The sequence below is a fragment of the Lacisediminihabitans sp. H27-G8 genome, from assembly GCF_046156175.1.
In the GTDB taxonomy this organism is placed as follows: Bacteria; Actinomycetota; Actinomycetes; order Actinomycetales; family Microbacteriaceae; genus Lacisediminihabitans.
Window position 1 is genome coordinate 914,471 of sequence record NZ_JAYLVL010000001.1, and the last position, 20,730, is coordinate 935,200.

Sequence of the window (20,730 nt, forward strand, 5' to 3'; positions counted from 1 at the left end):
CGATGGTCAGCCCTCGTAGACGAAGTCGGCCCCGAGAATCGCGAGCTTGTCGATGAAGTGCTCGTAGCCGCGGCTGATGATGCCGACATTGCTCACCGTCGAGACGCCCTCGGCGCTGAGCGCCGCGATGAGGTAGCTGAAGCCGCCGCGAAGATCCGGAACGCGCACGTTCGCGCCGTGCAGCTTGGTCGGACCGGTGATGACGGCAGCCTGCTCGAAGTCACGGCGGGCCACGCGGCGCGGATGATCCGGCAGTCCCTCCTTGTGAACGACGATGTTCGCGCCCATCTCGTTGAGCGCATCCGTGAAGCCGAAGCGGTCTTCGTACACCGTCTCGTGCACGTAGGAGACTCCAGTGGCCTGCGTCAACGCCACGATGAGCGGCTGCTGCCAGTCCGTCATGAAACCGGGGTGCACATCCGTCTCGATGGAGACCGGCTTGAGCTCACCACCCGGGTGGTAGAAACGAATGCCGTCATCCTCGACGTCGAAGGCGCCTCCCACCTTGCGGAAGACATTGAGGAAGGTCATCATCTCACTCTGGCGTGCGCCTTCCACGAAGATGTCGCCCTTGGTGACCAGCGCCGCTGCGGCCCAGCTCGCGACCTCGTTGCGGTCGAACAGAGCGCGGTGCTTGTAGCCTTCGAGGCGATCGACGCCCTCGATCAGGATGACGCGATTGGGCTCGACCGAGATGATCGCGCCCATCTTCTGCAGGATGGCGATGAGATCCATGATCTCCGGCTCGATGGCCGCGTTCTTGAGTTCGGTTGTCCCCTGTGCGCGCACCGCGGTGAGCAGCACCTGCTCGGTTGCGCCGACGCTCGGGTACGGCAGCTCGATGTCGGCGCCGTGGAGTCCATCCGGTGCGGTGATGTAGATGCCCTCGAACGACTTGTCCACGACGGCACCGAATGCCCGAAGGGCGTCGAGGTGGAAGTCGATGGGGCGGTCGCCGATTCGGCAGCCGCCGAGGTCGGGGATACGAGCCTCGCCGAGACGATGGAGAAGAGGACCGCAGAACAGGATCGGAATGCGACTCGACCCGGCATGCGCGTCGATCTCGGCGAAGTGCGCCCTCTCGACGTTGGATGTGTCGAAGTGCAGCTCACCCGGCTTCGGGGAGGTGACGATGACACCGTAGACCTCGAGCAGCCCGCGAACGACCTCGACGTCGCTGATGTCGGGAACGTCCCGCAGAGTGCTCGGCGTCTCGCCGAGAAGGGCGGCCACCATCGCCTTGGTCGCAAGGTTCTTGGCGCCGCGCACCGAGATGCGGCCCTTGAGGGGGTTGCCGCCGGTGATCGTGATCTCGTCGGAGGTCAATCCCACCCGCCGTCCTGCCTTCTGGGCATCTGTGGCTAGGGGATTCATCTATTCACCTGCATCATTGTGGTTCGAGACCTGCTGTACCGGGAGTGTGAGGGGCCGCCAGGATTCCCGACGAGTCTCGAACTCAGTGATCTCCGCTTCGTTGCGCAGGGTGAGTCCGATGTCGTCCAGGCCTTCGAGCAGCCGCCACCTAGTGTAATCGTCGATCGCGAATGGCACGGTGACGTCGCCGATCGTCGCCGTTTTGGCGACGAGATCGACGGATGCCTCGATGCCGGGATTCGCGTCGATGGCGGCCCACAGTGCCTCGAGGTCCGATTCGCTGATCTCGCCGGCGAGCAGCCCCTGCTTGCCGGAGTTGCCGCGGAAGATGTCACCGAAGCGGGGGCTGAGCACGGCGGCGAATCCGTAGTCACGCAGGGCCCAGACGGCGTGCTCGCGGCTGGATCCGGTGCCGAAGTCCGGTCCGGCGATGAGCACCCGGGCGCCGGCGAAGGCGGGATTGTTGAGCACGAAATCGGGGTCCTGGCGCCACGCGTAGAAGAGCGCGTCGTCGAATCCGGTCTTGGTGACCCGCTTGAGGAACACCGCGGGGATGATCTGGTCGGTGTCGACGTTGGCGCGCTCGAGGGGCACCGCGACGCCCGTGACCACGGAGACCTTGTCCATCAGTTGCCCGCCGTTCCGCTGGTCGAGTAGGGCGCTCCAGCGCCCGTATCGTGCCCCGAGGTATCGAGACCGAGGTCCCACGGCGAACTCAGCGTCCCGCGGATCGCGGTCGCCGCTGCCACCAGCGGCGACACCAGATGGGTGCGCCCGCCCTTGCCCTGCCGACCCTCGAAGTTGCGGTTGGAGGTGGATGCGCAACGCTCGCCCGGAGCGAGCTGGTCGGGATTCATCCCGAGACACATCGAGCAGCCGGCGAATCGCCACTCCGCTCCGAAGTCCTTGACGATCTGGTCGATGCCCTCGGCTTCGGCCTCGATGCGCACGCGAGCCGAACCCGGCATGACCATGACGCGCACGCCATCCGCCTTCTTCTGACCCTTGATGATCGAGGCGAAGGCCCGCAGGTCTTCGATGCGGCTGTTGGTGCACGATCCCATGAAGACCGCGTCGACATGGATGTCCTTGAGCGGCGTGCCCGCCTCGAGATCCATGTACTCGAGGGCCCGCTCGGCGGAGGCACGCTCGTTCATATCGATGATCAGCGAGGGATCGGGCACGCGGTCGCTGAGCGACGCGCCCTGCCCGGGATTTGTTCCCCAGGTGACGAACGGTTCGAGCTCGTCGGCGTCGAGGTACACCTCGGCGTCGAACACCGCATCGGCATCGGTTGCGAGGGTGTTCCAGTAGGCGACCGCCGCATCCCAGTCCGCACCCTTCGGCGCGTGCGCGCGCCCCTCGAGGTAGTCGTAGGTCACCTGGTCCGGCGCGATCATTCCGGCCCGGGCTCCCGCTTCGATCGACATGTTGCAGACGGTCATCCGGCCCTCCATGGAGAGGGAACGGATGGCGCTGCCGCGGAACTCGAGCACGTAGCCCTGCCCGCCTCCGGTGCCGATCTGGGCGATGACCGCGAGGATGATGTCCTTGGCCGTCACTCCCGGGCGCAGGGTGCCCTCCACGGTGATCGCCATCGTCTTGAACGGGCTGAGTGGCAGGGTCTGCGTGGCGAGCACATGCTCAACCTCGCTGGTGCCGATGCCGAACGCCATCGCGCCGAACGCTCCGTGGGTCGAGGTGTGGGAGTCGCCGCAGACGACGGTGATCCCCGGCATGGTGAGGCCGAGCTGCGGGCCGACGACGTGAACGATTCCCTGATCGATGTCGCCGAGGGAGTGCAGGCGCACCCCGAACTCCGCGCAGTTGTTGCGCAGGGTCTGGATCTGCGTGCGGCTCGTGAGATCCGCGATGGGCTTGTCGATGTCCAGGGTCGGGGTGTTGTGATCCTCAGTGGCGATGGTGAGGTCGAGGCGGCGCACCGGGCGACCGGCGAGGCGGAGTCCGTCGAAGGCCTGTGGGCTCGTCACCTCGTGAACGAGGTGGAGGTCGATGTAGATGAGGTCGGGATTGCCGTCCTCACCCTTGACGACGAGGTGGTCATCCCACACCTTTTCGGCGAGTGTGCGGGGTGCTGCGGTGATTACATCGTTCATTGTCGTGCGCTCTCCTATACCAAACGGTGGTCAGCCAGCGGCGCGTAAACCCGCACCAGACTCCGCGACGAGGGAGGCCTGGAAACTAGGACTCGTCGCGGCTACGAAGAAGAAGCAGACCGAACAACACCGCTTCAGGCTAACACCGTTTGGGAATCCTCCTCGGCTGGCGGTTCGGCGCGCTCGGATCCGGCGCTGACGTTCCCGACCAGCGCCCTCAGCCCGAGTCGAGTCGGGGTAGATGCGGGTTGAGACCACGGCAGGTCGCCTTTTGTCCCGAGTCGAAAAACGGCGGTACAGGGCTCTCGGCGCCGGTCGGGGGAACCGTACTAGAGGATCAGGCGCGCACCACGGTCACGATGAACTCGCCGAGCTCCACCTCCGCGCCATCCGGCACCACCACACGGGTACCCGGGTCGACCTGCACGACGTCCACGCCTGGGGCTGCGACGAACACGCCGTTGGTCGAATCGAGATCGTGCACCCAGAGGATGCCGCCCTCGAGCTCGAGAAGAGCGTGCGTCTTCGAAAGCGATTTGGCGGGATCGAGCGCCGGCAGGAGAGCGGCCGTGGGCCAGGCGGCGTTTGCCACCGGATCCCGCCCGATGATCACGGCGGAGGCGACCGGCACGGACTGCCCGGTCGGGAGTACGACACTCCACGCCGTCGTGGAGTCGCGCAGGGGAACGCTCGCGCGGGTCTCGTCGACGGATGCCTCGGACGACACCGAAGCGGCCGGAATCGAAAGTCCCGGCACCGGAGTCAGTGGAACTAAAGCTGTCGGAACCAAAGCAGTCGGCAGCGAAGCAGTCGGCAGCGAAGCAGTCGGCACCGAAGCAGTCGGCAGCGAGTCGGGCGTCACCGAAGCCGGCGCGGCCTCCCCGACGGCCGACGGAACGACCGGCGGCACACCCGGCATCACCGGGAAGAACACGATCTCGTCGATCGGCGAACCCGGAGAGATCGGCGAACCCGGAGAGATCGGAGAGCCCGGAGAAGCCGAAGCGCCCGCAGAATCCGAAGCGCCCGCAGAACCCGGAGAACCCTTGGGAGCGACCCGAGGCGGCACGATCCGCGCGTTCGCCACCTGATGCGTGGCCGAATCGGCGATACCCGGGGGCAGCGTGATGAACTCCTCCGGATCATCCGGTTCGGTCGCGACCGGTGCGGAAGCCGGGCTCGCGGCCGGCAACAGCCCGGGTGGCGGAGTGATCAGGAGGGGGTTGCCTTCGTCCGACACAGCGCCCTCCCCGGTTGGTCCGTCAGTCGAGCAATGCTAACTCACCGTTCGCCGAGCGTCGGCTAGGCCTGGTCCTTGCGGGTGGTCATTCGCAGGGCCCAATCGCGGGCTTTGCGCACCCGATACCGGCTGAGGAACCGGCGAAGGCCACCCACCGCCTCACGCGCGGCTTCGATGGAGGCGGATGCCTCGGTCCAGACCCGCTCGGTGGTCTGGTCGTCGACCGGTCGACCGGAGAAGACGGCTTCATCGGCGCGGATGGCCAGCGATCTCAGCATCACCGGCTGGGCCACCTGCCGCTCGAGGTCGTCTGCGATGTGCACCCGCGTCGTCTTGCCGATAACCGAGTAGCCGAGCTCCGAATAGCGATCGAGCAGCTCGTCCCAGGCACCGGAGACTCGGTCCTCGGTGCGGGCCGCCTCGCGACGCCTTCGGGCCCGCCGGCGCTTCGCCGCGGCGATGATCAGCATCGGCACGAACACGATCACGGCCGGGATCAGGATGCTCAGGCCGAGGAGGTAGACCCATCCCGGCAGCGAGAACAGCAGCCCCTTGTCCTGCTTCTTCTGCTTCTCGAGCTCCACCGGGGTCAGCAGGTCGTCACTGTCCTTCTCGGACCGCGGGGGCTGCCGCACCTGAGGTTGCGGGATGCTCTGAGGTTTCGGCACCTGCGCCTGCGGGATATCCGTCTCCTTCGGCGTGGGGTTGAACGCCACCCAGCCCACCTTGTCGAAGGCGACCTCGACCCAGGCGGTCACGTCGTTGCCGGTCACCTGCACCGACTTCTGACCCTCGGCGATCTTGGGCGCGAAGCCCATCACCACCCGAGCCGGATAGTTGTAGCTGCGCGCCATGAGGGCGAAGGCAGAGGCGTACTGCTCCTGGTCGCCGATCATCTGAGGGCGTTCCAGCAGCTCGCTGATGCGGTCTGCCCCGTGGCCGGCGCGGGAGGCGACGGCATCGGAGGCGCGCCCGTGGCTGAGGAAGCCCTTCTGCACGAGGGCAAGCCGGATGGCCTCCAGCTGCGCTATCGGAGTGGCCGCCTTGCCTGCGAACTCCTGCGCCTTGCTCGTCACGACATCCGGGCTGCCGACCACCGGTGGCAGATTCACGGTGGCGATCGGATCCTTGGCGAGGTCGTCGGCCGGGATGACCTTCTGCTCTTCCGCGGTCATGGTGTAGCTGTCGCCCTTGACGAGACCGGTCGTGAGCACGGCCGTTCCGGTGGAGTGGTTGTACCGCAGGCTGTCCGTTGCGGTTTTGGCCGCCCCACCGGTGAAGTCGAGCCTGGTCGGGTAGCCGACACTGGGCAGCCAGAAGTCCTTGTAGCTGTCGATCGTGAACGTGACGTCTGTGCGCACGACCGGCGTGATGAAGGTGGGATCGGGCAGCGTGCGCCCCACCAGGTTGAAGGTGCCGGAGCCATCCGTGCTCGTCTTCGGGCCCGTCACGTTCCACAGCTTTCCCGTGTACGAGTCGAGGGTCGCTAGCCGGATCGTGTCGCCGGTCTTCAACCCGATCACGGTGAAGAGCACGTCGTCGGTGGCCTGTTTCGTGTAGTGCCGGAAGCCAGAGAGCGGGCTCGGATAGTCCAACGGATCGAAGGGGGGTTGGATCTCCTCGCGAAGCACGAATCGTTCGTCCTTGGGCGGAGCGAGGACGAATCCGGCGCTGCCACCGAGCAATACTGCGCCGGCGACCACGATCGCGGTTCCGGCGAGCTTTCGGGTGCGCAGGCGATTGGGGCCGGTGGATGTCGCGGTGATGGTTGGTCGACGCCACCCCAGCCAGACGAGAGCGAGAGCCGCGAACACCGCCCCGCGGATGCCCGCCTGGTAGGGCACGTCGGTGCCGATCAGGATGCCTGCGAGATAGAGCGCCACCGGACCGATCAGCGTGATCGCGAAGCGCCAGGCCGATCGCGGCTTCGACGAGAGCCAGCGGGCGGCGAGCGAGCTGGAGACGAGTGCCACGATCCAGGCGGCGAAGTACGGGATCACGGTGATGTAGGCGGGTGCACCGATCGGGGTGCGAAGCGTGACGATGTCAGACCAGCCGTAGACCGCGCCGATCGCGAGACTCTCGAGCGACGCGAGAGTGGGGAGCACGCCGAACAGCGCCTGCTGGGGCACCGCGATGGCCGTGCCGAAGAGGAAGTATCCGACGACGGCGACGAGCACCAGGGCGATGATGTTGACGCGGAAGACCGAGGCGAGGATGCCGGTCGCTGCTCCGAGCGCCAGCCCACCGAGGCCCGCGACCAGAAAGCCGTAGCCGCCGAAGGACGGTTCGAAGCCGAGCACGCCGAGCACGGCGAGCACGAGTAACACGGTGATATCGGCCCAGGTGCGACCTGTCGGGCGGCGGATGCCGCGGGTGGGGATCGACGTGTCCGTCATCAGCTGAGCCCCCGAACCAGCCGCGAGAGATCGGAGAGGTCGCCGACGGTGATCACGGTGAGGCCCGCGACGGAGGCGATCTTCGGCTGCGCGCCGGCCACGACGTGGAACGCCACCTGCGCGGTGTCCTGGCCGAACAGCGATTCGACGCTGCGGTACTCGCCGGTCGTCATATTCGACCCGCCGATCATCATCACGACGCTGGGGGCGGGAAGGCGCCGGGTGCGTTCGCGGGCGAAGTCCCGGATGCTCGGGTAGACCCGTCCGACCGGATCGATGCGACACGAGGCATCCAGCATCGAGGTGACGGTCTGGGTGCGCCAGACGCCGGACTCGCTCACCACGTTCATCTGCACGCCGTCTCGGATCACCTGGGCGGCGATCGAGGCGGTGACCGAGATCGCGAGTTCGAATTCCTCGTCCGAGGCGTAGAGGTCGCCCCGCGAGGCAAGGATCATCGTCACCTGCGAACGCCGCGTCTCTTCGAACTGCCGCACCATCAGCTGGCCGATGCGCGCAGAGGTGCGCCAGTGCACATAGCGGCGATCGTCCCCCGGCACGTAAGGACGCAGGGCATGGAAGGCGATGTCGTTGTTGGTGATCTTCTTGGAGACCTGCCCCTCGAGGTCGCGCACGAGACCGGCTGCGGAGGGGGCGAGGCGCACCGTCTTCGGATGCACGAAGAGGTCGACCGCGTCCGCCCACTTGAGGGCCCGACGCAACATGCCGAGCTGGTCGCCGCGCACGGACTCGGCGGGCCCAGCGATGATCACGGCACGCCTATTGGTCGGCACCGCGAAGAGTTCCTCGTGCTCCTCTTTCGGCTTCATCGCGGGCAGCTGGAACTCCGCGATCGCCCGGCCAACCGGCAGCTCCATGCGGGTGGGGGTGAGACCGCGGGTGCCGATGTTCGTGACCACCATCCGCCCCATGGCCCGGTCCCCCACGACGACCCGGCGCGGGTTCAGCTCCACGAGCACGCCGTAGGACGCACGTCCGAAGAGGAACACCGCGCACAGCGCGAGAGAGGCGAGCAGGATGAAACCGAGATAGGTGAACTCCTGCCACCCGAAGACCGCGCTGAGAACGAGTGCCACCAGCGAGAGCCCCAGCACGAGCCATCCGGCCGCCGTGATCGTTCGGAACACCGGCCCGGCGACACGCCAGACGGCCCTGACGACCGGCGCGACGATCGCACCCACGGCAGTGAGCAGTCGGGTGCCGCGGGCTCCGAGCCTCTGAAGAGGCACGGCCAGCCCGGGTTTCGAGTCGGTGACGGTCATGGTGGGGAGGTCACGCCGCCCGGTAGGTGGGGGGCTCGATGTCGAGCAGGATGCGACTGACGATGTCTTCGGCCTTCACGCCGGCGAACTCCGACTCCGGGTCGAGGATGATGCGGTGCGCGAGCACCGGCACCGCGAGATCCCGCACGTCATCCGGCGTCGCATAGGTGCGGCCCTGGGTGATCGCCCAGGTCTTGATGGCGCGGGCGAGTGCCATCGCGCCCCGCATGCTGACTCCGAGCACCACGTCACGGTTCTTGCGGGTCGCCTCGACGATCTCATTGAGGTACTGCATGACCGACTCGTCCACGAAGACCTCGGAGGCAAGTCCTGCCATGGCCACGATCGACTCCGGTTTGATGATGGGGGTGACGAGGGATGCGCGGGCGCGGGTGGCCGAGTCCATCAGCAGGGCGACCGCGGTCTTGGCATCCGGGTAGCCGAGCGTTGTCTTGATCAGGAAGCGGTCGAGCTGCGCTTCGGGCAGCTTGTAGGTGCCGGCCTGTTCCACCGGGTTCTGGGTGGCGATCACCAGGAACGGTGCACCGACCCCGTGGCCCTCGCCGTCGATCGTGACGACGCCCTCTTCCATCACCTCGAGCAGTGCACTCTGGGTCTTCGGGCTCGCCCGGTTGATCTCGTCCGCGAGCACGATCGAGGCGAAGATCGGTCCCTGGTGAAACTGGAACTTGCCCTTGGACTGGTCGTAGATCTGCACGCCGGTGACGTCGGAGGGCAGGAGGTCGGGGGTGAACTGGATGCGCGAGGTCGTGCCATCCAGGCTGTTCGCGAGGGCCTTCGCCAACACTGTCTTGCCCGTGCCGGGGTAATCCTCCAGCAACACGTGGCCGTCGGAGACGAGCGCTGTGAGCACGAGCCGGATCACATGGCTCTTGCCGACGATCGCCTTGTCGACGTTCGCGACGAGCTTTTGGAAGGCATCGGCGAACCAGGTCGCCTGCTCCTGGGTTACGGGCATGGGTTCACTTTCGGTCGGGATCGCTAGAAGTTGAAGTTGACGGTGTTGCTCTTCACGCCGTCGACGGTCACGTAGGTGCCGTTGAAGCCGCAGTACTTGGTGCTCAGGTAGGTGTTGCCGGAGAAGGTGGCCGACCCGAACGAGCCCTGGCAGTAGAAGTCGATGGTGTGGCCACCGCCTCCGAAGTCGTGCAGGGTCACGTCGTACTTGTGGCAGTTGCCCGAACACGTGCCACCGGACTGGCCGGTCGGATCCGCCTTCAGCTCGACCGAGGGGTTCAGTGGCGTCACCTTGATGTTGCCTGAGGCACTTCCGGCCTGCCCGTTCCCCGCGTTGTTGCGTGCATAGACGGAGATCGAATGGTTTCCCGCACCGAGATTGCCCTTGGTCACGCTCGTTGCGGTGGTCACCACGTTGCCGCCGCCATCGATCGAGTACACGTATTCCATGTTGTCGGTGACGGCCGGACCGCCTCCCGGAGAGGACCAGTTGAAGCGGATGGTTCCGGGGTCCGTGTCAGCCACGATGGTGGCGCTCGGGTTGATCTTGCCGGGAACCGTCTGGTTCTGGATCGCCACGGTGTTCGAGGTGCCGGTAGCGCCCGTCTTGCCGCCGGTGTTCTGAGCGGAGACGGTGAAGCTGTAGCTTCCGGCACCGAGACCGCTGACCGGAAGGCTTGAGGTGCCGGTGGTCGTGCCCGTCGCACCATTGCTCGCGCGCCACGTGTAGGTGGTCGAACCACCGCCGCTGTTCACCGCACCCCAGGTGGCCTTGATGCTGCCGGACGGAGCCCATGGGCTCGTCACGGTCGCGGTCACCGCGGGCGTACCGGGCGTGCCATAGGGGGTGACCTGGTCGCTCTCCACCGACCATTGGCCCGCTCCGTGCACGTTGATGGCGCGTGCCGAGAAGGTGTAGGCCGTGCCGTTCGTCAACCCGGAGATCGTGCAGTCGGCGCCGGCAGTGCAGTTGGCCGTTGCCCCGCCGGGCGTCGCTCTCACGTCGTAGGAAGTGATCGGCTTGCCGTTCGAGGCTGGCGCGATGAACCGCCAGGTCGCGTTGCCGTCTCCGCCGATCGCAGAGGTGCGGGTGGGCTTCGCCACCTGGTCGGGAACATCGCTGACGATCACCGAGATCGTGCCGTTGACCTGGCGATCCTTGTCTTCCGTGGCATCCTGCACGGTGTAGACGACCTCGATCCGGCCATCCTTGAGCGCGGCGCTCGGCGTCACGGTGACCGAATCCTTGGTGAACGAAATCGACGCCGGCTGCCCGCTGTTCTGCACTTTCGCATCCACGATGGTGAGCTTCTCGCCGGTGGTCTGGTACGGATTCGAGTCGTTGGTGAGCGGATGCGCCACGACGGCCCCGTCGCCGCGTTGCGTCTCGTAGGTGTCGGAGACGGCGACGGCAAGCGGGCGGCTGGAGCCGACGACGGTCACGTTGATCGTCCCAGGCACGGTGAACTTGTCCCACTTGAGCGTCACGCCGAGCTTGTAGCTGCTGCCCTTCTTCGCGTTACGCGGTGTCGTGAGGGTGAGCTGCGATCCGTTGAGGCTGGCCTGGAGTCCGGCGGAGGCACCGGTGATGTCGGAGTAGGTCACCTCCTGCAGGATCTGCGGGTTCGGATGCCCTGTCGATGCCCGCAGGTCGAGGGTGCTGGTCTCACCGACCTCCACCTGCGCGTTCGGGCTCGTGAACTCCGGCGGCGTGTCCCGGAACTGCGGGTCGCCCACCACGATGGTGAGAGTCAGATCGTTCTTCAGACCCTTCGGGTCGTCCTTCGACGCCCCATCGGAGACGGAGAACTTCACCGCCGCGGGTCCGCGGTAGTCCTTGGCCGGGGTGAAGGTGATCGTGTCGGCGTCGACGTAGGGCGAGGCACCGTTGCTCTGCAGGGCGCTCACCGTGGCCTTGTCGATGATGTGCGCCTCACGCCCGGAGGGCACCTTGAGGATGTCCTTCAACTTCCAGGTGCGGGTCTCGTTCATGCTGACGTACTGCACCGGAAGCGAGGGATCGATCGTCGGTGGCTGGTCGAAGTCCTTCGACACCGCGGCCGGCACCAGGATGAACGCCATCGCGGTCAGCTTGTCTTTCTCGTTGGTCACCCGGTACGCGATCGCCTGGCGGGTCTTGCCCGGCGTCACCTCGATGCGGCCGTTCTTCTCGAGCAGTTTCGCCGAGTCGGCGTTCGGACCCTCCACGCTGATGACGAGGTCTTCGGTGGGCCCGGAGGGGTTGAACGCGTGACCATCGAAGACATCGACGGTGGTGGACTGCTTGCCCGCGATGGTCTTGGGAAGGATCGAGATGTCCTCGGCGGTGGGCGGAAGGATCGGGGCATCCTTCGTCACCTTCACCAGCACGTAGCTCACGGACTTGCCGCCGCGGTTGTTGGTGAGCTCGTAACGCATCGAGAAGGACTGCTCGGTGTCCGGTGCGGTCAGCACCAGGTACTGGCCCTTCACCACCGAGGCCTTGATGCCCTGCGGCACGTCGATGAGCTTCTTCGAGACCTGGATCGGCGCACTCTGCGGATCGGAGTCGTTGGCGACGAGGTCGACCTGAGCCACTCGCCCCGGCCGCACGGACACGCTGTCCGGAGCGGCGATCGGGTTCGACAGCGACTTGGGCGGAGGGATGACCGCGATCTTGATGTCGGCATCGCCGGTGGCGCCGAAGGCATCGAAGACCTTGTAACTGAAGGTGTCGGTTCCGGATGCCGCGGCGGATGACTTGTAGATGAAGAAGTCGGCACCCTGGCTCTCGATCGAGCCGAGGCTCGGCCCGACCGGGAAGCTCAGCAGCTGGGCGGAGTCGCCGTCGGGGTCGATTCCATCGAGCGGGATCTGCACCTTGATCGAGTCGCCGGCGAGCACCCGTGCGGTGAGCGGGCGGGGGGTGGGGTCCTGGTTTCCCTTGGCATCCAGCCCGATGACCGTGAAGGTGGCCGTAGCGGTCGCGGTCTCTCCGAAGGGGTCGAGCACCCGGTAGTCGACGGTGTATTCGCCCGGGGTCATGGGCGCCTGGAACCGCAGCCTGTTCTTGCTCACGAAGGCGAGCCCGGCCGTCGGAGGGGTCACCAGTGTGGTGTCGAGAGTCATCGGCGAGCGGTCGGGGTGCACGTCGTTGGCGAGCACATCGAGAGTGGCGACGTCCCCGACACGTACCTTCGCGGTATCGTTCGCGGCGATCGGCGGCTGGTGTTTCGTCAGGGCGGGCACGGGCACCACTGTCACGCCTGCCGTCGCCTCGTGGGAACCATCCGAGATCGTGTAGTTGAAGCTCACCTGCTCGGTGAGGGCAGCGGGCGAGGTGACGCGGATCTGGGCGCTTTCGAGCAGCTCCACGACGAGACCCTTCGCGATGAGCTCCGGGGGCACGGCGATGGACTGCACCGCGAGCACCCGCCCATTGGGGCTCACGTCGTTGGTGAGCACCGACACCGTTGTCGGCTCATCACCTCGGAGGTACGCGGTGTCTTTCACCGCGACCGGGGGAAGCGAATCGTCCTGGGGCTTGTCGCGCACGTCGACCCGCACGAGGCCCACACTCGTTGTCGCACCCGCCTGGAGCGTGTATTTGAGATAGTAGACGCCGGCCTCAGACGAACTGAAGGTGATCTCTTTCGAATCGGAATTGAAGGAGGCCACCGCCTTGCCACTCGGAGCCTCCATGGCCACGAGTTGCAGCTGCATCCCGGACGGCGAGATGTCGTTGTCGAGGGGTTTCACGACGACCGTGTCGTTGGTGAACACCGTGGCGAAGTCGGGAGTGCCCACGGGATCGAGGGACCCCGCCGGCTTCACATCCACCGTGAGCGTTCCCTGCACCTGAGCTCCATGGCCGTCGCTCACCAGGAAGACGACGTCTTTCTTGCCCATCTCGGAGGTCTGGTGGGTGAAGGTGACCAAACCGTCCGGAGTGAAGCGCACCAGGTCGCCCGACTTGGGTGAGGCGTTCACGAGATAGAGGTCGTCGCCGTCGGGGTCACGCCAATTGGTCAGCACGTTATAGGAGACCGTCTGGTCGGCCTCGACACTCACGCCGCCCTTTCGGATCTCGACCGGCTCCTGGTTGCTGCTCTCCGGCACGACGTGTGCGGTCACCCGCGCCGTCGCGGTGCCGCCTCGACCATCGTCGACCGTATAGCCGAAGGACACCGATCCGACGAATCCCTCCGCGGGCGTGAACTGCAGGGCGCGGCCGCCGTCGATCGGGTCGAGATGGCCGGTCGAATCCGCGATGCCCTCGAAGGCGGAGATCACCAGCACGTCACCATCCGGGTCGGTGTCGTTGTCGAGCAGCGGCAGGATCGTCGTGCGTCCCGGGCGGATGCCGAAACTGTCGTCGACGGCCGTCGGCGCGCGGTTCACGTCGGTGCGCTGGGCGAGAGTGTCTTCGAAGGACTGGGTTGCGGACTTCTGGTCGCCGGTCTCCTCGCTCTGCTTCTCGGCGGGAGGCGTCACGTCATCCCAGTTGTCCACGAGACGCATATTCTCGTTGACGAGCCAGACGTTGCCGTTGCTGAGGTCGTTGAGAGCAATGACCGTGCGGTTCACCCGGAACTCGAGCTCGCTGCCCCGCGTGGGTTCCTCGATGTCATGTCGCACCGGCTTCTGCCCGTCGCACGCGAGCAGGTACCTCTGGGATGTCGCCCACGCGCCGTGCGCGCAGCCGGAGAGGAAGACCGGGGCAGAGACCCCCGCCGCATTCTTCGCCGGGGTGGTCACGTCTGCGGGAATGGTCTTCACCGAGCCGGAACCGAGATCGACCTCGAGAAGGGAATCCGCGGTGGCGACGACGGCGTAGTTCGACTTCGCCCCCACCTGTTGCAGTCGAAGGCCGGTCTTCGGAAGTTTGTGCTTCGTGCCGTCCTGAGTGATGAACTCGTTGGTGGACTGGTCGAAGATCACGGCCTGCTCCCCGACCGCGGAGATCTGGAACTCGCCGACCGAGGGGAAGTCCGAGGCGACCGGCGGGGTGGCCAGGGTGTCCATCCGGTAGATCTTCTTCTTGGTCGGAGACACCGCGATGATGGCACCGGCCTTGGTGATGGTGGCATGGCCGCCGACGCCCAGTTTCACGAGCGGCGGTGTCGAGACGTAGTTGAATTGCAGGTCACCGACGGAGGGCACCGCCCAGAGCTCGCCCTTGGGCGACACGATGATCAGGGTCGCACCGCCGTACCCGACCTCCGAGTTCTTCGGCACGTCGATCGCAGAGGTGACTTCGGTGGAGGCGGGGTCGACCGACTCGATGCGGCCGGCATCCGGATTGTGCATGTAGAGCGAGTCGCCGTCTTGCAGCACCTCGAACTTCGCGCTCGAGGCGACGACCGAGCCGTTGAGCTCGTCGATCTGGCGGTTGAGACGCCCGCCGAGCAGTTGTTTTCCGTTCGTCACCCACACATCGCGCGAGGTGAGCTCCACGTCCGTGACGGGGAAGCCCGGATGCAGCGCGGCGATGGTCAGCGGCACCCCGGCCACTACCGCGATGACGAGCGCGGATGCGAGCGTTTTGCGGCTCTTCACCCATCGTCCGACCGCACTCACGCGTGACCCCCCACGGCTGATTTACCGGCGATTTGCAACGGCCGTCCCCACGGGGGCCCGGTAGCTGGAATCAACCTAACACGGCGAATAATCGTCGGATAACCCGGAGGATGGGCAGCACTACCCATGGTCGAACGGCCCTCTGGCTGTGCCGGCCTCTATCCGACTCCGTCGGATTCTGCCTTCTCCGCGGCATCCGCATCATTCTTGGCGAGAAGGTAGAGGTCGTCCTGGCTCACCAATCGGGTCGCCACGGCATATTCGACCAGACGCAGCCGACGGTTCGTCGCGAGGTTGCCCTTGCCGCCGCGAAGCCCCTGCACGCCGATCTTGTCCAGCTTGTCGCACACGTTGTCGAGTTTGCGATTGAAGGTGGTCATCGACCAGTGCAGCCGCGCCGCAGCTTCGGCGGAGGTCGGGATCTCTCCCCGGCCCGGCGAGGATTGCCGCAGCACGCCCTCCGCGAGACTCACGATGAGCAGCCGTTGGGTGCTGGTGAGAGCGACCGGCTCGATGGTGGTCGAGCCGCCGGAGCCGGCCATGGCCGAAGAGGTGCTGAAGTAGTCCTCCGCCGAGAAGATCGTGAACTCGTAGGTGGTGGATCCGGCACTGAACAGCACCTGCATCTGCGGGAAGACGATCGGAAGGCGCGCACCGGGCGCGAGCCAGGCCTGCACCTGGCCGGTGGCATCCGTCACGGTGGCCGAGAGGAGGTTGCCGACGTTCGACAACCACCACATGCCGAAGTCTTCGTAAATTCGGAGGAAGCGGCGGTGCAGGTAGGGGTTGTCGTCGATCACCAGGTCGGACTCGCGACCGATGTGGAAATCCTGGGGATGGGTGACCTCGTACCATTCGCCGCAGAATTCGATCTTGAGAGGCTTCATTGGGGGTAGCACGCCTCCAGGGGGTCGGAGACCTTTCCGTCGCGGGCGACCGTGATCTGAACACAGACCGTGGATCCCGCGGTGTACCCCGGCACCGTCACGAGCCCGTCCGCGCTCACGTGCAGGGCCTCATCCGCACCGCGATTGCTGATCTTCCAGCGGAAGCTGTCGCCCTTCTCGGGTTTGGGGTTCTTCGCGGTGAAGACGAGATCCGTTCCGGTCACCGCCGGTGCACCCACCAGGGTGGGCACCGGCACCGTTTCGACGATCGCAGAATCACCGCCGGATGCCTTCGGGCTCGGGCTCGCCGCACCGGTCGGATTAGCCCCGAGGGCCACGCCCGCGACGACCGCGGCCGCAATGAGGAGCACGACACCGCCTGCGACCCCGATGAGGATCTTGTTGGCGCGCGACATCCCGGTCTGCGCCGCCGGCTCCCCTGGCTCCTTCAGTGCCTCGGCTTCGGTCGCGATCGCGGGCTCGACCGGAGCGGTGACCCTCCGTCGCACTATCGTCTCGCTCGCGGCCTCCGGCTGCGAGATGACCGTCGGCGCTCCGCGCACCTGGGTCTCGTCGAGCGAGGGGCCGGGCGGGGGCGCGAGGATCGGGGAGACCGGGGCGACCGGCTGGGCCTGGATTGTGGCGACGCTGCGGGCGCGGGTCTCGTCCGCGTCATCCGCGGCGCCGGCACGAGAGGGCGCCTCGATGTGCAGGTTGGGCACATCGATCGTGGTCGGGGAATAGCCGAGTTCGAGTTCCACCCGCTGAAGCGCCCTGGCGAAGTCCACCGCCGTGGCGAACCGGTCAGCGCGCGTGGAGGCCATGCCCTTCTGAAGTACCGCGAGAAGGGAGCGGGGGATGTCATCCCGCGCCATCGGGGTGATCGCACCGCGCTCGATGCGCCCGATCAGGTCGAGAGTGCCGTTCGAGTGGCCGCGCAACTCGAACGGAGTCTGGCCCGCGAGGATGGTGTAGATCGTCGCGGCGAGCGAGAAGACATCCGACCGCACGTCGGGTTCCGGGTCATCCTCGAACATCTCGGGAGGCGACCACGGCACCGACATGCCCACCGATTGGCCGGTGCCCCCGGTGCCGGTGTCCTGCGCGAGCGCGCTCGCGAGCGTGCCGGTGTGGATCGGCAGCACGTCGTCTTCGACCGCAGAAGAGATGCCGAAGTCGGTGAGCGCCGGCCAGCCGTAGTCATTGGTGAGCACGTTCGCCGGCTTGATGTCGCGGTGCAGGATGCCCGCCGCGTGCGCCGTCGCGACGGCGCTCGACAGCCTCACCCCGGTGCGCAGCGCATCGACCACCGGGAAGGTCTCCTGCTTGTACCGTTCGGCCAGGCTCGGCCCGGAGCAGTACTCCATCACGAAGTAGGGGCGGTCGTCGCCCGCGACATCCGCCTGGTAGATCGTGACGATATACGGATGCGTCGACAGTTGCGCCATCAGGTTCGCCTCGGCGACGAAAGCGGCCCGATTCGCGCCACTCAGCTCCTCGGTGAGCAGCACCTTCACGGCGACGCGGCGCTTGGGCAGTTTCTGTTCGTAGAGGAAGACGTCGGAGAAGCCTCCCGATCCCAGTACCTTGACGAAGCTGTACCCGGGCAGTTCGGGAGGCAGTGACGGAGCGCGGCGCATCAGGCCTCATCCGCCGTTTCTTCGACCGTGAGGGTGACTCCGCCGCCGAGGTCGACGACGGTTCCGGTGATGACCGAGGTCGGTTCACCGGCGCGGAGCTTCTGGGGCTCCTTGCCCGGCAGCACCACGAGGGTGCCGTTGCGAGAATGCAGGTCGGTGACCACCACCGTGCCACCCTCCAGCACGAACCGCACATGGGTGCGGGAGATGTCCTGGTCCGGAGTGCCCACCGTGAGCAGTCGCGGCATCTGGCCACCGGAGACCTGGCTCACGCTCGGGGAGCGACCGACCAGGATCGGCTGGGTGAGGGGCTCGCGGGTGCCGCTCGACAGGGCGAGGAACACTCGGGCAGCGGGCGGCACCGCGGGGGGCGGTGTGGGGGCTCCGCGTTTGGCCCGGCGTTCCGCCCGCAATTTCGCGATGTCGGAGGTGAGCACGGTGTGGCCATCATGGTCACCGGCCGGTTCGGGTGTCGGCTCCTCTTCCGGAGGCGATTCCTGCACTGCGGCTTCCGCCACGCCGCGGAACATGGTGGCGCCGAAGAGGTAGTCGTACCCCTCGGCGGGGGTGTCGGGTGTCGCCTCGGGGGATTCGATCCGCTCGGTGGGCGCCTCGGTGACGGTGGCCTCCGGGTCGATCTCGAGCGGCTGCTTCTCGAGGGGGCCGTCCGCGGCCATCCGCTGGTCGAGGAGGCCGTCCGCGGCCGTATCGAGACCTCCTGATGTCGCGAACGACAGTCGCAGCGTCGCGACCCACGCCCCGCCGCTGAAGAGCGGCAGCTCAGCGACATCGTCAGCCGGAAGCGCCTGGACCACGGTGATCCCCACGGTCGAGACATCGGCCCACGTCTGCTCCCGCCACGTCGTGACCCCGGATCCGTCCATCCGCGCGGTGCCCGCGGCATTCGTCACAGTTGCCGCGACCTCTCCGCGCACGATGACGCGCAGGGATGCCGCGGTGCCGTCGAAGAGCGCGAACGGCGGCGTTGCTGCCAGCCCTTTGCTCGTGAGAACGTCGAGAACCCTCTGGAATCCGCCCGTGGACCCGACCGCGTGCCACAGCGCGTCGACGGTCGGCTGGTCGGCCGGTGCACCGATCACCAGAAGTGTCTCGCCCGACGTGAGCGCGAGCCATCCCCCGCTCAACGCAGGCCTGAAGTGCACGGTCATGGCGCTGGCTACCCCCTCGGCTTCGTCTCTTCGAGGAAACCGGGCATCGCATCGCGCTCCACCGTGTCTTCCGAAGACATCGAACCCGACCCTACAAGGTCGGATTCGACGATGATCACCGTCACGTTGTCCGAGCCCCCGGCAGCCACCGCAGCACTCACCAGGCGCTCAGCCAGAGTGAGGGGAAGACGGTCCGTCTCCCGCACCTGTTCGGCCCCGTGGAAGACGATGATGCGCGCGATCTCGTCGTCGCTCAGCTCCTTGGTGAGGCCATCGGAGCACAGCAGGAAGGTCTGACGCCCTCGGGCCGGCAGAAGCCAGATGTCGGGATCGACCACGGCATCCGCGCCGAGGGCCCGGGTGACGATGTTGCGATCCGGATGGGTATCCGCCTGCCGTCGCGTGATCTGGCCGAGCTCCACCAACTCCTGCACGGCGGAGTGGTCGACGCTCAGCTGCGCCAGGTGCCTGCCGTCCCAGCTGTAGATGCGAGAGTCGCCCACATTGAATGCCATCCAGTGATGGCTGTCGGTGGGGCCGATCTCCACGAAGGCGATGCCGCTGAGCGTGGTGCCCGAGACCGCTCCGGGCTCGCTCGTGACCCCGAGCACCGCGTCATTGGCGCGATGGATGGTCTCGAGCACTTCTTGAGCGGTGGCACGGGTGGTGACGGCGAATGCCGCGGAGAATGCACCGATAGCGGCCTGGCTGGCTCGATCCCCGAAGGCATGCCCGCCCATCCCATCGGCCACCACGAACACGGGCACCGCTGCCAGAAAGCTGTCTTCGTTCAGTCGGCGCACGGCACCACGGTCGGAATGCCCGCTGAACCGGAATCGCACCGCACCGCTCGCGAGCTCGAGCTCCTGTGTTTCGTCCACGACGCACCCCCTCCCGCTCAGCGCGTCACAACTCTATGGGCATCCTGACGGCGAGCCACCCGGCACCTCAATGGGCAGCACTGCCCATCGACCGTGCAGCAGCCCCTATTCGCTCGAGCCGGGCCCCACGCGATTGCGGTCGTAGCGGATTCTGATCAGGCTGGCGATCACCGCGATGGCCATCGACACCACGATCACGCCGAGCGAGAAGAAGGTGCCGATCTCGGGCGCCCACTCGATGTGCTTGCCCCCGTTGATGAAGGGCAATTCGTTGGTGTGCAGGGCGTGAGCGATGAGCTTGAACCCGATGAACGCGAGGATGAAGGCGATGCCGTACTTGAGGTACACCAGCTTGTCGATCAGGTCGCCGAGCAGGAAGTACAGCTGGCGGAGTCCCATCAACGCGAAGACGTTCGCGGTGAACACGATGAAGGGACTCGTCGTGATGCCGAAGATGGCCGGGATCGAGTCGAGGGCGAAGACCAGGTCGGTGGTGCCGATCGCGATGAACACCACGATGATCGGCGTGAAGACCTTCTTTCCGTCGATGACGGTGCGCACCTTCGCCCCGTCGAAATCGTTGGAGATTCTGATGCGCTTGCGCAGAAGGCGGATGACGCCGCTTTCCTTCTCGTCCATCTCTTCGCTGTTCTGGAACGCCTGGCCGAACGCCGTGTAAAGCAGGAAGGCGCCGAAGATGTAGAAGATCCAGCTGAAGTTCTCGATCAGCTGCGCGCCGAGCAGGATGAAGATCCCCCGCAGCACGAGGGCGATGATGATGCCCACCATCAGCACTTCCTGCTGGTACTTCCTCGGCACCGCGAACCTCGCCATGATGATCACGAAGACGAAGAGATTGTCGATCGAGAGGCTGTATTCGGTGAGCCATCCGGCGATGAACTGCCCGGCATGTTCGGCTCCCGCGAAGAAGTACATGAGTACAGCGAAGATGATCGCGAGCAGCACGTAGAAGCCGACCCACAGGCTCGACTCCCGTGTCGACGGAATGTGGGGACGCTTGTAGGCGAGCACGAGGTCCGCGATCACGATGAGGATCAGTACGGCGATGCTGCTGATTTCGAACCAGAGCGGGAGTTGCAGGTCCATGTCGGCCTTTCAAGAGAGGGATGACGTGGGTACGCCGAAATCCCGAAAGTCTCTTCCGCGCCGACCCGGCCGGCACCACAGCACCCGGGCCAGCAT

13 protein-coding genes are annotated in these 20,730 nt (G+C 66.2%); all 13 read right to left on the reverse strand.

All coding sequences use genetic code 11. The annotated features are described in order from the left end of the window. Positions 1–6 precede the first annotated feature (6 nt). Positions 7–1,374 carry a UDP-N-acetylglucosamine 1-carboxyvinyltransferase gene (murA, locus tag VLI63_RS04405; RefSeq protein WP_409155687.1) on the reverse strand — a complete coding sequence of 456 codons (1,368 nt, stop codon included), beginning with the start codon at positions 1,372–1,374 and terminating at the stop codon, positions 7–9. Beyond that, a complete protein-coding gene (gene leuD, locus VLI63_RS04410) occupies positions 1,375–2,001 on the reverse strand; it encodes a 3-isopropylmalate dehydratase small subunit (protein WP_409155688.1) in 627 nt (208 codons plus the stop codon). Further along, positions 2,001–3,491 (reverse strand): 3-isopropylmalate dehydratase large subunit, encoded by a 1,491-nt coding sequence (gene leuC / locus VLI63_RS04415; RefSeq protein ID WP_409155689.1) that lies wholly within the window; start codon positions 3,489–3,491, stop codon positions 2,001–2,003. The genes leuD and leuC overlap by 1 nt, the downstream gene beginning before the upstream one ends. Before the next feature lie 337 nt (positions 3,492–3,828). Beyond that, entirely contained in the window at positions 3,829–4,731 is a 903-nt protein-coding gene (locus VLI63_RS04420) for an FHA domain-containing protein (RefSeq protein WP_409155690.1), read from the reverse strand. Positions 4,732–4,793: 62 nt separating this feature from the next. Then, complete coding sequence (locus VLI63_RS04425; protein WP_409155691.1) at positions 4,794–7,130, reverse strand: transglutaminaseTgpA domain-containing protein; 2,337 nt, start codon at positions 7,128–7,130, stop codon at positions 4,794–4,796. After that, positions 7,130–8,413 carry a DUF58 domain-containing protein gene (locus tag VLI63_RS04430; RefSeq protein ID WP_409155692.1) on the reverse strand — a complete coding sequence of 428 codons (1,284 nt, stop codon included), beginning with the start codon at positions 8,411–8,413 and terminating at the stop codon, positions 7,130–7,132. Before VLI63_RS04430 ends, VLI63_RS04425 begins: the two co-directional genes overlap by 1 nt. Positions 8,414–8,423: 10 nt before the next feature. Further along, complete coding sequence (locus tag VLI63_RS04435; protein ID WP_409155693.1) at positions 8,424–9,392, reverse strand: AAA family ATPase; 969 nt, start codon at positions 9,390–9,392, stop codon at positions 8,424–8,426. 23 nt (positions 9,393–9,415) lie between these two features. Beyond that, positions 9,416–14,929 (reverse strand): Ig-like domain-containing protein, encoded by a 5,514-nt coding sequence (locus VLI63_RS04440; RefSeq protein ID WP_409155694.1) that lies wholly within the window; start codon positions 14,927–14,929, stop codon positions 9,416–9,418. Positions 14,930–15,108: 179 nt separating this feature from the next. After that, entirely contained in the window at positions 15,109–15,837 is a 729-nt protein-coding gene (locus VLI63_RS04445; RefSeq protein ID WP_409155695.1) for a hypothetical protein, read from the reverse strand. After that, positions 15,834–17,477, reverse strand: a complete 1,644-nt coding sequence (locus VLI63_RS04450) for a protein kinase domain-containing protein (RefSeq protein WP_409155696.1) — start codon at positions 17,475–17,477, stop codon at positions 15,834–15,836. Before VLI63_RS04450 ends, VLI63_RS04445 begins: the two co-directional genes overlap by 4 nt. Next, the gene (locus VLI63_RS04455; protein ID WP_409155697.1) at positions 17,477–18,646 is read right to left on the reverse strand and encodes an FHA domain-containing protein; all 1,170 of its coding nucleotides are present in this window, start codon (positions 18,644–18,646) and stop codon (positions 17,477–17,479) included. Before VLI63_RS04455 ends, VLI63_RS04450 begins: the two co-directional genes overlap by 1 nt. A gap of 8 nt (positions 18,647–18,654) precedes the next feature. After that, positions 18,655–19,527: a PP2C family protein-serine/threonine phosphatase gene (locus tag VLI63_RS04460; protein WP_409155698.1), complete on the reverse strand. Its 873-nt coding sequence runs from the start codon at positions 19,525–19,527 to the stop codon at positions 18,655–18,657. Positions 19,528–19,632: 105 nt separating this feature from the next. Continuing rightward, complete coding sequence (locus tag VLI63_RS04465; protein ID WP_409155699.1) at positions 19,633–20,634, reverse strand: TerC family protein; 1,002 nt, start codon at positions 20,632–20,634, stop codon at positions 19,633–19,635. Positions 20,635–20,730 lie beyond the last annotated feature (96 nt).

Bases quoted from the DNA above. Each gene is read 5' to 3' on its own strand.
- VLI63_RS04455 (WP_409155697.1), bottom strand. From the start codon at position 18,646: ATGACCGTGCACTTCAGGCCTGCGTTGAGCGGGGGATGGCTCGCGCTC.
- leuC (WP_409155689.1), bottom strand. From the start codon at position 3,491: ATGAACGATGTAATCACCGCAGCACCCCGCACACTCGCCGAAAAGGTG.
- VLI63_RS04430 (WP_409155692.1), bottom strand. From the start codon at position 8,413: ATGACCGTCACCGACTCGAAACCCGGGCTGGCCGTGCCTCTTCAGAGG.
- VLI63_RS04435 (WP_409155693.1), bottom strand. From the start codon at position 9,392: ATGCCCGTAACCCAGGAGCAGGCGACCTGGTTCGCCGATGCCTTCCAA.
- VLI63_RS04465 (WP_409155699.1), bottom strand. From the start codon at position 20,634: ATGGACCTGCAACTCCCGCTCTGGTTCGAAATCAGCAGCATCGCCGTA.
- VLI63_RS04425 (WP_409155691.1), bottom strand. From the start codon at position 7,130: ATGACGGACACGTCGATCCCCACCCGCGGCATCCGCCGCCCGACAGGT.
- VLI63_RS04445 (WP_409155695.1), bottom strand. From the start codon at position 15,837: ATGAAGCCTCTCAAGATCGAATTCTGCGGCGAATGGTACGAGGTCACC.
- VLI63_RS04450 (WP_409155696.1), bottom strand. From the start codon at position 17,477: ATGCGCCGCGCTCCGTCACTGCCTCCCGAACTGCCCGGGTACAGCTTC.
- murA (WP_409155687.1), bottom strand. From the start codon at position 1,374: ATGAATCCCCTAGCCACAGATGCCCAGAAGGCAGGACGGCGGGTGGGA.
- leuD (WP_409155688.1), bottom strand. From the start codon at position 2,001: ATGGACAAGGTCTCCGTGGTCACGGGCGTCGCGGTGCCCCTCGAGCGC.